This is a genomic window from Hyphomicrobium sp. 802 (genome assembly GCF_000526135.1).
Taxonomy (GTDB): Bacteria; Pseudomonadota; Alphaproteobacteria; order Rhizobiales; family Hyphomicrobiaceae; genus Hyphomicrobium_B.
In genome coordinates this window covers 118,744-132,685 of record NZ_JAFM01000001.1, presented here as the reverse complement: position 1 = coordinate 132,685, position 13,942 = coordinate 118,744, and the positions used below count along the sequence as shown (strand labels likewise).

Below are 13,942 nucleotides of genomic sequence, written 5' to 3'. Positions count from 1 at the left end.
TAAAATCGGACGGCGCATCTCCCCATGCGCCGTCCGACATCCCCCCGGTTCATCCAGTTGTCGATCGTCGTCAGCTGGTGAGTTCAGTCTTCAGCGCATCAAAAAGCTTCACCTGCTCTGCGACCAGTTCGCGCTTCTCGTCGCGACGAACGAAGATCTTGAACATCGCCTCTCCCGCCGCATTGAAGAATTGGATCGAGCGGGATTCGCGCCCCATGAATGGCCGCATCACGAAAGCGATCGACGTGCAGTTCTCAAGCTTGATATGGCCGCCGATCGGGCTGTCGCCGTGTATATTGAAGTACCCCCGCCCGACGGAGCCGGGTGGAATGGGTCCTTCGCATTCGAGCACGATATCCGGCGTGTGCACGATGAAGACCATCGGACCCCACGATGTGAGGGCACCAAGGATTTTCTCGAATGCACTTCCGGGAACGATGGCGCGATGCTCAGCGGGCAGCGCTTCCACCACATTGAATGTGCTCACGCCATACTCGCGCGCAATCTGTTCGAGGATGCCGTCCGCATTCTTGGCGAGCCGCTCCCGTAGCGGCTGGCGCGCCGGGGCATCCGATGTCAGAGCTTCGCCCATAATGCCTATTCAGCCGCCGCGAGAACGGATTTCGTACCGTCGGAGGTAACTTCCTGGATGACCTCGAAGCCTTCGAATTCGGGGTGTCCGAGATAAAGCTTCTTGGCCGTTCCGGCGCCCGAGTGCGATTTCCGGAACGATTCCGATTTCGTCCAGGCATCGAAGTCGGCGAACGACCGCCACATCGTGTGCGAGGAATAAAGGACATGATCATCCTTGGTCGGGCCGCGAAGCAGATGAAACGTGATGAAGCCCGGTTCTTTGTGCAGGTTAACCTCGCGCGACAGCCAAACTTCCTCGAAATCCTTTTCTGCTCCGTGTTCGACTTTGAAGCGGTTCATTGCGATGTACATGTGATCACCTTCATTGACATGTGAACAGCGGGCCGGGAGCTGGGGTTTGTTGGCGAACCGGCCCGCTGCTTATGATCTCAGAGCGGCGAGACGGGAAGTCAAAAGCTCTAAGACGCATATTAGATCGAAATTCGTGTGATGCGAGAGGCAAGCGCCCACCACGGGTGAACGCTAAAATTATATACACAAAGAGTCAACATTATCCGCATGCGATTTAAGCGTCGAACGCGATGTGACTTGGTAGCATTTGCCCGATATTGAGAAGATTACCGTCATCGTCGATGAAGTGAAATTCGCGCATGCCCCACGGCTTGTCTTCGACGGTCGAAAGGCGTTTCGCGCGCCCGTTTTTGAAGGCGGCATGCCAATCGTCTACGTCACTCACGCGAATGTATGCCGAAACACAGTGGGGCTCGGGAATGTGTGTCACGCTGGACATATGAAGCTCAACTGTGCGCCGGCGCAGAATGAGGTAATTGTGTGCAGCGTTCACAACGCTGAAGCCCTTGCTGGCGTACGTCTCCGAAGCGCGCGCGATGTCTGTCGAAATGAGAACAGGAATTGCCAACGGTACGGCTACGCCAACGTGGTGAAGTTCGTCCGGCAATGTCATCATTGTGTTGCGGCTCCGGTTCCCAGTCTGCGGGCGATCGCTGCTGGCAGAACCAACCGCCTACCGTCTCGCGATGCCTCGATCTGCAGTCGACACCCGAACGTGTGACTGAGAAGCTCTTCATTCAAGATGTCGTCCGGTGTACCGCGCCCAACAATTCGGCCGTCGGCCATCAGCACGACGTCATCTGCGAACGCTGCGGCAAGATTGAGATCGTGAATGACAAGCAAAACGGCACGTCCGCTTTGCGCTTGTTTTTTTATAAGGCTCAGAACGTCGCCTTGATGCTTGAGATCGAGGCTCGCTGTCGGTTCATCGAGAAGAAGTGCGGCAGTTTCGCCCGGTTCGCGAGGTGCCGTGCCCAACTGGCACAAGGCGCGCGCGATATGCACGCGCTGCTTCTCTCCACCGGAAAGCTCATGCAGCATACGGGCTTCGAAAGCAGCAAGCCCAACGGCGCGAAGAGCTTGGCGCGCGGCCGTCGCAGCTTCCGTGTCGCGAACGCCAAAGCCGGGCACCGTTGCACCCAGCATCACGACTTCAAGAACGGTGAAAGGAAACGACAGGCTGGTCGATTGCGCTACGACCGAACGCCGCGTTGCAAGACGTGCGACGGAAATATGACGGATGTCATCGCCATCAAGTAGAACCGCACCGGCCGTCGGGCGCAGTTCGCCAGCCATGACGCGCAACAGTGTCGATTTTCCTGCGCCATTCGGACCGATAATCGCCGTCAGGCGGCCGGGCGCGATGGCTAGAGAAGCATCGGCAAGAAGCGCCTTAGGGCCACGTTTGACCGTGATGTTGCGGGCTTCGAGCATGACGTCACTCCAATCCTCGCACGCCGCGCCGCAGAACGAGATGAAGGAAGACGGGCGCGCCGATGAATGCCAAAACGATTCCGATTGGTAGTTCCGCGGGTCTTACGATCATCCGCGCAACGATGTCGGCAGCGATCACAAGCGCAGCGCCGAGCACCGCGCTGCCGGGAAGCACGGCACGATGGTCGGGCCCCGAAATCAATCTCATGACGTGGGGAACCACAAGGCCAACAAAGCCGATCACGCCTGCAACCGCAACCGATGCGCCGACCGCCGCCGCTGTTGCGGCAATCACGAGCCGCTTGGTGCGCTCGGTGTCGATGCCGAGATGCATGGCTTCCGCTTCGCCGAGCAAAAATCCGTTAAGACCGCGCGTCAGCCGCGGCACCAAGAGCGCGAGCACGACGGCGAACGGCGTGACGGCAAGAACCTTTTGCCAGCTCGCGCCCGAAAACGATCCCATCTGCCAAAGTGTCAGATCGCGCAACTCGCGATCGTCGCTGACATAGACGATAACGCCGCTGATCGACGCCGCAAACGCACCGACAGCGATGCCAGCTAGAAGCAGTGTCCCGACCGCAAGCTCCCCGTGACGCGACGCAATGACGACGAGAATGATGGTCGTGAGCAAGCCTCCGAAAAAAGCTGCAATCGGCAATGCATAAATTCCTAGGGGTGCCACGATGGGCGCTGCGATGCCGTGCCCGAGTACGATCGCCGAGATCGCAAATAGCGCGGCTCCCGACGACACGCCGATCAGGCCCGGATCGGCGAGGGGATTGCGGAACAGGCCCTGCATCATGGCGCCTGATGTCGACAGCGCCGCGCCGACGAATGCGGCGAGCAACGTTCGCGGCAACCGCAGATCAATGAGCACGAGACGATCGCGTGCCGCGGCAGCATCCGTCGTTAAGCCAAGCGAGGCTTCGAATGCACGCGGCAACGCCTGAAGCGAAATTCCGGTTGGTCCGATGGCGAGTGAAAGTACTGCGACCACTAGGAGTACAGCCGCGAGCGCCAAAAAAACTTTACCGCGTGATGGTCTGACGGTCGCTCCTACCCAGGCAAGCTTGGTATCGAATGTCGTCACGGCGTTGCGGCCGCGTGACCGCCCTCTGCGTAAATCGCCTTCATCAGGTCGCGCGCGGCCGAAGGGGCACGCGGTCCGAAGCCAAGCAGGTATAGCCCATCCATTGCGATGAGGCTCTTTGTTTTGGCGGCAGGTGATTGGCTCAGGCCTGGGAGTGACAACGCTTGGCTCGCATTGTGATCGTCGGTCGTGCCTCGACGCATCATCACGACAACGTCCGGAGCAAATTCCGTCAATTGCTCGTCGGCGACCGGTTTGAAACCGTTCACTCTGGCCGCCGCGTTGTCGACGCCCGCGAGCTGCAAAATGGAATCAGCAGATGTGCCGGCACCGGCCACTGTTGCGCGGCCGTTCTGAATGGCGAGAATGAACAGCGCTTTCTTGCGAGTTTTGATTTGCTTTCTATCATTCTCGAGCGCTGCGAACTCGGCCTCGACCTTCGACGCCAGCGCCTTCGCTGCATCATCGGCGCCAACAACGTTTCCGATATGGCGGATCTTGGCGGGGACGCCCTCCGCCGACGGCTTGTCGGCGATGTCGACGTAACGGACGCCGCTGCTCTTCAGCGCGTTGACGACTTCCGGCGGCCCGGCGCCATCGGAGGCGATGATCAACGTCGGATTGACGGACAGAGTGCCTTCCGCCGAAAGCGCGCGCATGTATCCGACAGATTTCTTCTCTTTCAGAGCCTCGGGCGGAAATTGGCTCGTCACGTCCACGGCGACAATCTTGTCCTGCTGGCCAAGGTCATAGAGAATTTCGGTTATGTCGCCGCCAATCGATAAAATGCGTGGCGTTACAGCCGGTGCATCACCTGCCATCGCGCGATAAAAAAACGACTGCGTGGCCGCCGCTGCGAGTGCCACGCTAGCCATGATGAAAAGTCGTGTTGCCACGCGCATGTGAACAAGTCCTGTTGATGGGCCGTTGAACAGATTTACTTCGTCAGAATGAGCTTGCCAGTTGATGTGATCCGCAGGCGGTACGCTTGTTCGCGATGAATGAGCACCGCTTCGCGGCCGCCCTTGAGAAGTTCATCCACACGATAGCGGATAGGGGGCTCGCTTACATCCCGATGATGGTCCTCGGGCGCTGGCGTGCAAGTCTCAGTGCCGGGTTCGCCTTGTTGCAGAACAGATCCGGCAAACGGCTTTTTGGACGGCATTCTCTCATTCAACGGGACAAGGTTTAAAACAACCATGACGATCTAGGTTTTAGTGCAGATAGACAGCCTGAACGGTCTGCGCTTGCAATTCCGGAGCGTCCGATTCGCTATCGACCCGCGTGCTCGCAAGCTGCATTTGAAGGGCGGCGAGAGAGCGAGCAGCGGATTGTGTCCGCGTCGATGTCTGAGGCTTGTCGAGCGCCAGCATCAATCCGCGTTGAACGCCATGCTCATCGCGCGTGCGCACGGCCTTGAGAAGACCTGCGACGGCAAGCTCATCGGGCGACACATGCTGACAGCCGACGCTGAGGTAGGAAAAACCGATCTTACGTTCAGCGCGAAGCGCCCGAAGCAATGACGTCACGCGTGCGACCAGAAGCGGCCCATCGCCCAATCCAAGATTTTCTTCCGAGATCTTGATGGCGATCTCCCAGGGCTGTGCCGAGCCGCTGGTGTAGACTTCGCAAACCGCGCGAAAGACATCGAGCGTAACGTTCTCGACCGGAGAAAATCCGAGTTCGCTGCGAAGGGGAAATCCGAGCGCATGTCCGGCGCACACATCTTCGCCCTCTTGGGCATGGGTGTTGGGTTTGGAGGTCTTATTCCGCATTGCTGTTCATCCGCGGGTTAGGAAGGGAGAGGAGGGCTTGAATGGTCGCGTCGAACTACTCAGCGAGGCGCCGCGACCGGCGAACGTCGCTGGCGGCTATGATGTCGTCTCGTCGGACGTATCTTCCGATAGATCTGACAACATGCGGTCGAAAGCAGAGACGTGCCCCGTCGCGAAATCCCATATCATTCCGACGGAGGCTGAAAACATCGAAGCGGCGAGTGCGGCGTTGGACGTATCGCATACGTCAAGCCGCTCACCGGCGAGCTGTGAGCGCTTCATGTGGCTTCTCTCCAAAGTATCGGGGTTCAAGGCCCCGCAAATGGCAGATGCGCCATTAAGCTAATGTATACTTATGGAGTCAAGTTTAATGTTTGAGCATTCTCTAATGCTGCCGGCTCTTGCGGCTGTTGCTCGATGCGCTCGTGGATCATGCGATGAACGAACGCCAGCTTGTCGTAGGCAGGCTCGGGAATGACGAATGGATAGAAATCGTCATGCCCCATGCTTCGGCTGAGACTGTTCATGGCGATGGTGAGCGGAATCCATCGCGCCATCAGCGCCCCGAACGTCACGCTGGAATAAATGTCATCACGAAAATCGAGGCGAAGGCCATGTCCTTCCATTCCTTCCGCAGCAGCGGTATCGAGCGCATCGACCATGTGGAGATAATGCGCCCACGTTTCAGCCCAATCTTCCCAGGGGTGCGCGCTGGCATAGGCTGACACGTATTGCTCTTGCCAGTCGGGCGCCGGACCGTTGGCGTGGTGGCGGGCCAGCGCCGCATCGTAATCGTCACGTTCGTCGCCAAAGATTTCGCGAAACTCTTCAAGTCGTCCCGCTTCTTCGACGAGCACCATCCAATAGTAATGGCCGCTTTCGTGCCGAAGATGGCCAAGCAGCGAGCGATAAGGCTCATCGAACTGCTGGCGCTGCCGTTCCCGTTCGACCGCATCGGCTTCGCTGACGTCAATGGTGACGACACCATCGAGATGGCCCGTCAGTGCATTGCGGACGAAGTCGAATGTCAGCGGGCCTTTTGTCGAAGCTGACCCGTCAAACGGCAGACCAAACCGCAACAGCGAATAGACCAGCCGCTTCTTGGCGTGCTCGATCGCACGCCAAGCGAGCAGGCTGCCGGGTTCGGAGAGATTGGGAATGATGCGATTGAGGTCGCAGGCCTTGCAGAAGATGTGGCTTTCGCTGTCGGGCGTCAGCCAATTGCAAACGCCGAATTCGGCATTGGCACAGTAGCGCAGCGCAACGTCGTCTGGACCGGCATTGAGCTTGCGGAAGATCGGAACGTCGGGTGTGGTTTCGCTTAAGCCTGCATCTGCGATCGCCACGATCGCCTGCTCGGCACTATCGAAGCCAAGCGTGCTACCGCATTTCACGCACGTCACGTTCTCGAAATAAACGGTGTTTCCGCAGTTCGCGCAGGCAAAATTCTTCATTCTGGCGACCGCCAACTCCTGAAGGGGAATGTTTGCCTTTCTGGCATGGTACCAAAGCACTCGGCGGCGACGTCACGGCTTCCGTTCAAGCGATTTTGCGGATAAGTCACGCAGTTGCCTTCATAAAACGCAGGGGGCCGCCAATTCTTCAGCATTCTGCCCAAACGTCCAGCAGAATTTTAGGCTGCGCAGTTTTTAGGCTGCACCACGCTTGTACCACATCTATCGGACCGCTAACGCAGGTAGACGTATTTCGTTGCCAAGCGCTCGTCTGACGGGCGTCCATCGCGAGATCAAACAGGGATAATGCCTCATCCATGGTCCTCCACGTCGCGCTGACCCATAAAACGAGCTACCGCTACGATCGACGTGTCAACATGGGGCCGCAAGTCGTCAGGCTCCGCCCGGCACCGCACTGCCGAACCCCCATTCTCAGCTATTCGCTGACCATCACGCCCAAGACGCATTTTCTCAATTGGCAGCAGGACCCGTTCGGCAATTTCCTGGCGCGCGTTGTGATGCCGGAGGAGACGACGGAATTCTCCGTGACCGTCGACCTCGTCGCCGATATGGCGGTGATCAATCCATTCGATTTCTTCATCGAGGAAGCCGCCAAGGACTGGCCGTTCACCTATGACGACCACCTGAAGCAGGAGCTTGCGCCCTATCTCGTGCCGGACGCCGTTGGTCCGAACCTGAAGCGCTATCTCGAAAAGGTCAGTACCAAACCGCAGACGACGATTGATTTCATCTGCGATCTCAATCGGATGGTCCAGGGTGACGTCGGCTACCTGATCCGCATGGAGCCCGGCGTCCAGACGCCCGAGCAGACGCTGTCAAATGCTTCAGGCTCCTGTCGTGACAGCGCCTGGCTGCTGACGCAGATCATGCGCAACGTCGGCCTCGCTGCGCGTTTCGTCTCCGGCTACCTGATCCAGCTGAAGCCCGACGTGAAGCCGCTCGACGGCCCTGCCGGCACCGATACCGATTTCACCGATCTGCATGCCTGGTGTGAGGTCTACATCCCCGGCGCTGGTTGGATCGGCCTCGACGCGACCTCAGGCCTTCTCGCAGGCGAAGGCCATATCCCGTTGGCTGCCACGCCGCATCCCATCAGCGCTGCGCCGATCACCGGCAGTCACACCAAGGCCGAGGTCGAATTCGACTTCGTGATGGCAGTGACGCGCATTCGCGAAACCCCGCGCGTCACGAAGCCCTACGACGACGAAACCTGGAAGACGATCGTCGAAACCGGAAAAGCCGTCGACGAGCGCCTGACGAAAGGCGACGTTCGCCTCAGCATGGGCGGCGAGCCAACGTTCGTTTCGGCGGACGACATGGAAGGCGCAGAGTGGAACACGGCTGCGGTTGGGCCGACCAAGCGCCGCTATGCCGACGAACTCGTTCGCCGTTTGCAGCAACGGTTCGCACCCGGCGCGATGCTGCATTATGGCCAGGGCAAATGGTATCCCGGCGAGCAACTGCCGCGCTGGGCTTTTGCGCTCTACTGGCGGGGCGACGGCCAGCCACTCTGGGAAAATCAGGATCTGATCGTCAGCGAAAGCGTCGCCCGCCCGGCGATGCCGGAAGACGCTGACAAGCTGATGCGCGGCGTGTGTAGGCAACTCGGCCTGCCCGAAGACAGCGCCATGCCGGCTTACGAAGACCCGGCACACTTTCTTCTGGTGGAACGAAAACTGCCGATCAATGTCACGGCTGAAGACAATAAACTCGAAGACCCGGCTGAGCGTGCCCGCATCGCCCGCGTATTCGATCGCGGTCTTGGCGCGGTCGCGAGTTATGTGCTGCCGATCCAGGCGTGGCAAACAGCCGATAGAGGCCGCCGCTGGGTCACCGAGCGCTGGGCGCTCCGGCGCGATCACCTTTTCCTCATTCCAGGCGATTCACCGGCAGGGTTCCGCCTTCCCCTGCAGTCGTTTCCGATCGTCTCTCCGCTCGACTATCCGCATGTGATCGAGCGCGATCCGATGGGCCCGAACCGACCGCTTCCTGAACGCACGATCCTTTTGCAGCAGCGCCGCGTCGTCACGCTCGAAGCACCGCCCGTAAGCCAGCAAGCGAGCGTCGCGCCGGAAATATCGGGATCGGTCCGCACAGCCCTGGCGATCGAGCCGCGCGGCAACGCCGTCTGCGTGTTCATGCCGCCGCTTTACGATGCCGAAGACTATGCCGCGCTGGTCGCGGCTATCGAAGAGGCCGCCAAGCAGACCGGCGTGCCGGTGCAGATCGAAGGCTACAATCCGCCGCCGGACGCACGCCTCAATGTGATCAAGGTGACGCCGGACCCAGGTGTCATCGAAGTCAACATTCATCCTTCGACGAGTTGGGAAAGCTCGGTCGCGATCACGACGGCCCTTTACGAGGAAGCGCACAACGCTCGTCTCAGCGCCGAAAAGTTCATGCTCGACGGCCGCCACACCGGAACCGGTGGCGGCAATCATATCGTGCTTGGGGGCATCACGCCCGCCGACAGTCCGTTCCTCCGCCGCCCCGATCTGTTGGCATCGGTCGTCACCTACTGGCAGAACCATCCGGCGCTGTCGTATTTCTTCTCCGGCATGTTCATCGGCCCGACGAGCCAGGCGCCGCGCACCGACGAAGCACGCCACGAGTCGCTCTACGAGCTTGAGATTGCGCTTTCGCAGGTGCCGAATCCGGGATTGGGCCACATCCCACCGTGGCTGGTGGACCGCCTGTTCCGCAACCTGCTGATCGACGTCACCGGCAACACCCACCGCGCCGAGATCTGCATCGACAAGCTCTACTCGCCGGATGGGCCGACGGGCCGCCTGGGCCTCGTCGAGTTCCGCTCGTTTGAAATGCCCCCGCACGCCCGCATGAGTTTGGCGCAGCAGCTTCTGCTCCGCGCCTTGATCGTGATGTTCTGGGAGAAACCCTACCGCCAGAAGCTCGTTCGTTGGGGTACCGCGCTGCACGATCGTTTCATGCTGCCGCACTACATCTGGGCCGATCTTTCAGCCGTCATCGCCGACCTCAAAGAGGCAGGACTACCGATCGAACTCGAATGGTTCCGCCCGCATTTCGAATTCCGCTTCCCGCTTTTCGGCACCATCACCGCTGACAACCTGACCCTTGAGCTGCGTCAGGCTTTGGAGCCATGGCACGTCCTCGGCGAGGAAAGCACTGCGGGCGGCACAGCCCGATACGTCGATTCTTCGCTCGAGCGTGTCGAGGTAAAGGTTAAGGGGCAGACCGGCGACCGCTACGTCGTGACCTGTAACGGCCGGCCTCTGCCGCTTACCGGCACGGGAAATTGGGGCGAAGCCGTCGCAGGCGTTCGCTACCGCGCATGGTGGCCGCCGTCCGCGCTTCATCCGACCATTCCGCCGCACGTGCCGCTGACGTTCGACGTCGTCGATACTTGGTCCGGCCGCTCTATTGCGGGCTGCCGCTACCATGTCGCCCACCCCGGCGGCCGCAACTTCGAGGTGTTTCCTATCAACGCCTACGAAGCCGAAGGCCGCCGCCTCGCCCGTTTCGACGCGGAAGGTCATACGGCAGGTCCGATGCACGTCAGGTCCGAGAGCGTTAACCCGGATTACCCGGCGACCCTCGATCTTCGGCGCAATCCGGGCTGAAAATCGCCAACGGAAACGTTTCCACAGCGGTTCCCTCCGCATTTGCCGCAGAGCCTCGCTTGCGGACGGCGATTCGGCACATGATAGTGTGTGTCGTTCAATCGGTGATTTGGGGGACCGTCGCGGCGTGGACCAGTCGGAATGACGACAGCAGCGGCAATGAAAGCGGAGCCATTGTTCAACCTTTTGAGCGCCTACCGGCGCCAGGAGGTTTCAGGATTTGACGAGCTGCTGGAAGACGGCGGCGCGATCCGCGAGCACTGGCGTCCGCTGCTCGATGGTTTGGTGCAGCTGACCGACGCCGAACGCGAGTTGCGCTCAGCGCGCCTCGCCCGCCGGGTCCGCGAAACGGGCATCGCCTACGATATTTTCGCCGACCCAAACACGTCGGCACAGCGCTGGTCTCTTGATCTTCTCCCTGTCGTCATTTCGGCGGCCGAATGGCGGGGCCTCGAACGCGCCCTCATTCAGCGTGCACGGTTGTTTGACGCCATTCTGAATGATGTCTACGGCGACCAGAATTTGGTCCGCCAGGGTCTCATTCCCGCCGAACTGCTGTTCTCCGATCCGGCCTATCTCGTCCCTTGCAAAGGCGTGCTGCCGAATGCGGGTGGGCTGATGTTCTATGCCGCCGATCTCGCGCGGGGCGAGGACGGCCAGTGGCACGTCATCGACAATCACACCGAGACGCTGGCCGGCATTGGCTTCACGCTCGCCAATCGCGTCGTTCATACCCACGTTGCGGGCGATATCTTCAAGGACTGCAACGCCCGTCGCTTGGCGCCCTATTTTCAAGAACTGCAATCGACGCTGACGCTGCACAGCGGTCGCGAAAACGCGCGCATCGCGCTGCTGACGCCAGGACCGCATCACGAAGACTATTTCTCGCACGCCTATCTCGCTCGTTACCTCGGTTATCTGATCGTCGAAGGCCACGATCTCAAAACCAGAAATTCCCAGGTCTATCTCAAGACGCTCGAAGGACTGAAGGAACTCGATCTGATCGTACGCTGCATCAGCGGCAAATCGAGCGATCCGCTGGAGCTTGATCCGACGGGTTTCATCGGTCCATCCGGTTTGCTCAGGGTTTGCCGGAAATCGCCGCATCTCGTCGTCAACGCCATCGGGACCGCGCTGGCGCAAAACCGTGGTCTCGGCCCCTATCTGCCGCAACTCGCGCAGCATATTCTCGGTGAAGACCTTCAGCTCCAGGATGCGCATCGCCGCTGGCTCGGCAATGCCGATGCCCGTCAAGAGCTGTTTGCGAACCCTGAACGCTTCACCATTCGCAAGGCGCAGGAAGGAACCGGTAGACCAGGGCAGGCCGCGCTGGGTTGGGAAGCGCGGGCGCTGTCGACATCGGAACGCGAAAAGATGCGGCACGAAATTGCGCTGCATGGCGCGACGCTCGTCGCCGAAGAAAAGATCGGGTTCAGTTCGTCCCCAGTCTACGCCGACGGCGGCCTTGTCCCGAAGCCGTTCGCAATACGCGTTTACATCTCCCGCACTTCGTCAGGCGAATATCAGGTGATGCCCGGTGGCCTTGCGATGTGCGTCGCTCCGGGCCGTGCCGTTGCACTAAGCGCCCCTGACGGGCAGACACGAGACGTTTGGGTGATCGGCGAAGGCGAGCAGGCGCCGCACATCAGTCTCTGGCGCCCAACCCTCGCGACCGCGCGGGTCGAGAGATCGCAACGCGTTATTCAAAGCCGCGTCGCCGATGACCTCTTTTGGCTCGGCCGATACAGCGAACGCGCCGACTGGACGATGCGCGTGCTGCGCGGCGCGCTACGTCGCGTCGAAGAAGACAGTGGGCCAGATACTGGCCAGCGTGCCGCACGCAAATGCCTTGAGGTGCTACTCGGCAAAGACCTGAGTTCCGTTATAGGCAGTCGCGAAACGCCGCCCGACGATGAAATCGAGCGTCTGTGCCGCCGCCTCATCACGACAGGGCTCGGTTCGCGCACGCTCGAACGCACGCTCGACGGGCTCTATCGGGTTGCACACCTTGTCCGTGACCGCCTCTCGCTCGAAGCCTGGCAGACTTTGAGCAAATTCCGCGGCGGTGAGCCTTGGCGCAAAGCTCTTAACTCGGCCCACCCCGTCGAAATTCTCGATCTACTGGATGAGGGCATCACCGCCGTCGCGGCATTCAACGGCTTTATGCACGAGAACATGACGCGCAACTTCGGCTGGTCGTTCCTCGACATGGGACGGCGCATCGAACGCGCGCAAAATCTCAGCGAAGCTATTCTGACGCTCTTCATCCCGGTGTCCGATCCGGAAGAGACGTCGAGCAGCCTGCTGCTGCTGCTCGAACTCGCGGACAGCTTTATCACCTATCGCTCGCGCTATCGACTCGATCCGATGCTGCCGTTGGTCTTGGATTTGCTGTTGCTTGACGAGACAAATCCGCGAAGCCTTGCCTATCAGCTCTCAGCCATCGCGCGCCATCTCGAAAGCCTGCCGGATTCATCACAAGGTGCGGGATTGCCCGACGACCGCCGTCTTATCATTGCGCTTCTGACGTCGATCCGTCTGGCCGATGTCGAAGCCATGGCGAAAGAAGAGACCGCCAAGACGCTTGAAGGCCTGCTGATGGATCAGCTCGACATGTTGCCTGAGCTGTCCAATGCCATCTCGCGCCGCTACTTCAACGTTCTCGATGAAGCGCCCCATCGGACACACACGAGGGTTGGTCCCTCGATATGATCTTCGATATCGTCCATAAGACGCACTACCGTTACCGGTCGACCGTGGTGCAATCATTGCACCTCGTGCATATGTCGCCGCGCGCAATGCCTGGGCAGATCGTTCGCAATCACAGTCTGCTCGTCGAGCCTGCGCCGGCATCGCGACAGGAGCGCATCGACACATTCGGCAACGTCGAAGTCGTTCTTGATATCGAGGAACCGCATCAGGAGCTGGTGCTGCTCGCACGCAGCACCGTCGAGAAATCACTGCCGCCGCCCGTTGATCTGACCGCGACGACGCCGTGGGACGCGCTCGATCCGTGTCTGCACGAAGCGGCACAGCAGCGCGATGTCGATATTTTGATGTACCGCTGCGCCTCGCGCTTGACGACGCCGACATTGGAAATCGCCGACTATGCAGCTTTCTCGTTCACGCCGATGCGGCCGGTCCTCGAAGGCGCGATGGATTTCGTCATGCGGATTTACAACGATTTCAAATTCGATCCGCATGCCACCGATGTGTCAACGCCGGTCACGCAGGTCTTCGCCATGCGTCGCGGCGTCTGTCAGGATTTCGCGCATCTGGCACTCGCGGGTTTGCGCGCGCTTCGCATTCCGGCGCGCTACGTCAGCGGCTATCTCCACACCCATCCGCCCGCGGGACGTCCAAAGCTGCAAGGCGCCGATGCGTCGCACGCGTGGATCTCAGTCTGGTCACCGGAATATGGCTGGGTTGATCTCGATCCGACCAATGGCATCATCGTCCGCGACGAGCACATAACGGTCGCATTCGGCCGCGACTACGATGACGTCAGTCCGATCAGCGGGGTCCTGCGCGGCGGCGGCGAACATGCCGTCAGTGTCAGCGTCGATGTGAACGTGGTCGCCGGCGCAACAGCAGACTGAACAGCAGTCCCGCCCGGTTCCTTTT

13 protein-coding genes are annotated in these 13,942 nt (G+C 60.1%); 3 read left to right on the top strand and 10 right to left on the bottom strand.

Annotation, left to right across the window (positions count from 1 at the left end):
* Nucleotides 1–70: 70 nt before the first annotated feature.
* The 10 genes from hutX to HYP802_RS0100585 form a co-directional block, all read right to left on the bottom strand.
* Complete coding sequence (gene hutX / locus HYP802_RS0100630; RefSeq protein ID WP_024274937.1) at nt 71–592, bottom strand: heme utilization cystosolic carrier protein HutX; 522 nt, start codon at nt 590–592, stop codon at nt 71–73.
* Between the two features lie 5 nt (nt 593–597).
* The gene (locus tag HYP802_RS0100625; protein WP_013950054.1) at nt 598–945 is read right to left on the bottom strand and encodes an antibiotic biosynthesis monooxygenase; all 348 of its coding nucleotides are present in this window, start codon (nt 943–945) and stop codon (nt 598–600) included.
* Nucleotides 946–1,159: 214 nt separating this feature from the next.
* Nucleotides 1,160–1,561, bottom strand: a complete 402-nt coding sequence (locus tag HYP802_RS0100620) for a VOC family protein (RefSeq protein ID WP_013950053.1) — start codon at nt 1,559–1,561, stop codon at nt 1,160–1,162.
* On the bottom strand, nt 1,558–2,379 hold the full coding sequence (locus HYP802_RS0100615; RefSeq protein WP_024274936.1) for a heme ABC transporter ATP-binding protein: 822 nt from the start codon (nt 2,377–2,379) through the stop codon (nt 1,558–1,560). Before HYP802_RS0100615 ends, HYP802_RS0100620 begins: the two co-directional genes overlap by 4 nt.
* Nucleotides 2,380–2,383: 4 nt before the next feature.
* A complete protein-coding gene (locus tag HYP802_RS0100610) occupies nt 2,384–3,469 on the bottom strand; it encodes an iron chelate uptake ABC transporter family permease subunit (RefSeq protein ID WP_024274935.1) in 1,086 nt (361 codons plus the stop codon).
* Nucleotides 3,466–4,344, bottom strand: coding sequence for an ABC transporter substrate-binding protein (locus HYP802_RS0100605; protein WP_245261431.1), 879 nt, complete (start codon nt 4,342–4,344; stop codon nt 3,466–3,468). The genes HYP802_RS0100610 and HYP802_RS0100605 overlap by 4 nt, the downstream gene beginning before the upstream one ends.
* 62 nt (nt 4,345–4,406) lie before the next feature.
* The gene (locus tag HYP802_RS22720; RefSeq protein WP_024274933.1) at nt 4,407–4,634 is read right to left on the bottom strand and encodes a hemin uptake protein HemP; all 228 of its coding nucleotides are present in this window, start codon (nt 4,632–4,634) and stop codon (nt 4,407–4,409) included.
* 49 nt (nt 4,635–4,683) lie between these two features.
* A complete protein-coding gene (locus HYP802_RS0100595; protein WP_024274932.1) occupies nt 4,684–5,244 on the bottom strand; it encodes a hypothetical protein in 561 nt (186 codons plus the stop codon).
* Between the two features lie 96 nt (nt 5,245–5,340).
* Nucleotides 5,341–5,526 carry a hypothetical protein gene (locus tag HYP802_RS23105; protein WP_081740917.1) on the bottom strand — a complete coding sequence of 62 codons (186 nt, stop codon included), beginning with the start codon at nt 5,524–5,526 and terminating at the stop codon, nt 5,341–5,343.
* Nucleotides 5,527–5,597: 71 nt separating this feature from the next.
* Nucleotides 5,598–6,698, bottom strand: coding sequence for a putative zinc-binding metallopeptidase (locus tag HYP802_RS0100585; RefSeq protein ID WP_024274930.1), 1,101 nt, complete (start codon nt 6,696–6,698; stop codon nt 5,598–5,600).
* Between the two features lie 317 nt (nt 6,699–7,015).
* On the opposite strand from HYP802_RS0100585, the gene HYP802_RS0100580 reads away from it, so the two are divergent.
* The 3 genes from HYP802_RS0100580 (at nt 7,016) to HYP802_RS0100570 (ending at nt 13,917) form a co-directional block, all read left to right on the top strand.
* Nucleotides 7,016–10,318, top strand: a complete 3,303-nt coding sequence (locus HYP802_RS0100580) for a transglutaminase family protein (protein ID WP_024274929.1) — start codon at nt 7,016–7,018, stop codon at nt 10,316–10,318.
* Nucleotides 10,319–10,459: 141 nt separating this feature from the next.
* Nucleotides 10,460–13,030 carry a circularly permuted type 2 ATP-grasp protein gene (locus HYP802_RS0100575; protein WP_013950043.1) on the top strand — a complete coding sequence of 857 codons (2,571 nt, stop codon included), beginning with the start codon at nt 10,460–10,462 and terminating at the stop codon, nt 13,028–13,030.
* Nucleotides 13,027–13,917 carry a transglutaminase family protein gene (locus HYP802_RS0100570; protein ID WP_013950042.1) on the top strand — a complete coding sequence of 297 codons (891 nt, stop codon included), beginning with the start codon at nt 13,027–13,029 and terminating at the stop codon, nt 13,915–13,917. The genes HYP802_RS0100575 and HYP802_RS0100570 overlap by 4 nt, the downstream gene beginning before the upstream one ends.
* Nucleotides 13,918–13,942 lie beyond the last annotated feature (25 nt).

Excerpts from the sequence above, each read along its gene's own strand:
- hutX (WP_024274937.1), bottom strand. The coding sequence starts at position 592 with ATGGGCGAAGCTCTGACATCGGATGCCCCGGCGCGCCAGCCGCTACGG.
- HYP802_RS0100625 (WP_013950054.1), bottom strand. The coding sequence starts at position 945 with ATGTACATCGCAATGAACCGCTTCAAAGTCGAACACGGAGCAGAAAAG.
- HYP802_RS0100620 (WP_013950053.1), bottom strand. The coding sequence starts at position 1,561 with ATGATGACATTGCCGGACGAACTTCACCACGTTGGCGTAGCCGTACCG.
- HYP802_RS0100615 (WP_024274936.1), bottom strand. The coding sequence starts at position 2,379 with ATGCTCGAAGCCCGCAACATCACGGTCAAACGTGGCCCTAAGGCGCTT.
- HYP802_RS0100605 (WP_245261431.1), bottom strand. The coding sequence starts at position 4,344 with ATGGCTAGCGTGGCACTCGCAGCGGCGGCCACGCAGTCGTTTTTTTAT.
- HYP802_RS22720 (WP_024274933.1), bottom strand. The coding sequence starts at position 4,634 with ATGCCGTCCAAAAAGCCGTTTGCCGGATCTGTTCTGCAACAAGGCGAA.
- HYP802_RS0100595 (WP_024274932.1), bottom strand. The coding sequence starts at position 5,244 with ATGCGGAATAAGACCTCCAAACCCAACACCCATGCCCAAGAGGGCGAA.
- HYP802_RS23105 (WP_081740917.1), bottom strand. The coding sequence starts at position 5,526 with ATGAAGCGCTCACAGCTCGCCGGTGAGCGGCTTGACGTATGCGATACG.
- HYP802_RS0100585 (WP_024274930.1), bottom strand. The coding sequence starts at position 6,698 with ATGAAGAATTTTGCCTGCGCGAACTGCGGAAACACCGTTTATTTCGAG.
- HYP802_RS0100580 (WP_024274929.1), top strand. The coding sequence starts at position 7,016 with ATGGTCCTCCACGTCGCGCTGACCCATAAAACGAGCTACCGCTACGAT.
- HYP802_RS0100575 (WP_013950043.1), top strand. The coding sequence starts at position 10,460 with ATGACGACAGCAGCGGCAATGAAAGCGGAGCCATTGTTCAACCTTTTG.
- HYP802_RS0100570 (WP_013950042.1), top strand. The coding sequence starts at position 13,027 with ATGATCTTCGATATCGTCCATAAGACGCACTACCGTTACCGGTCGACC.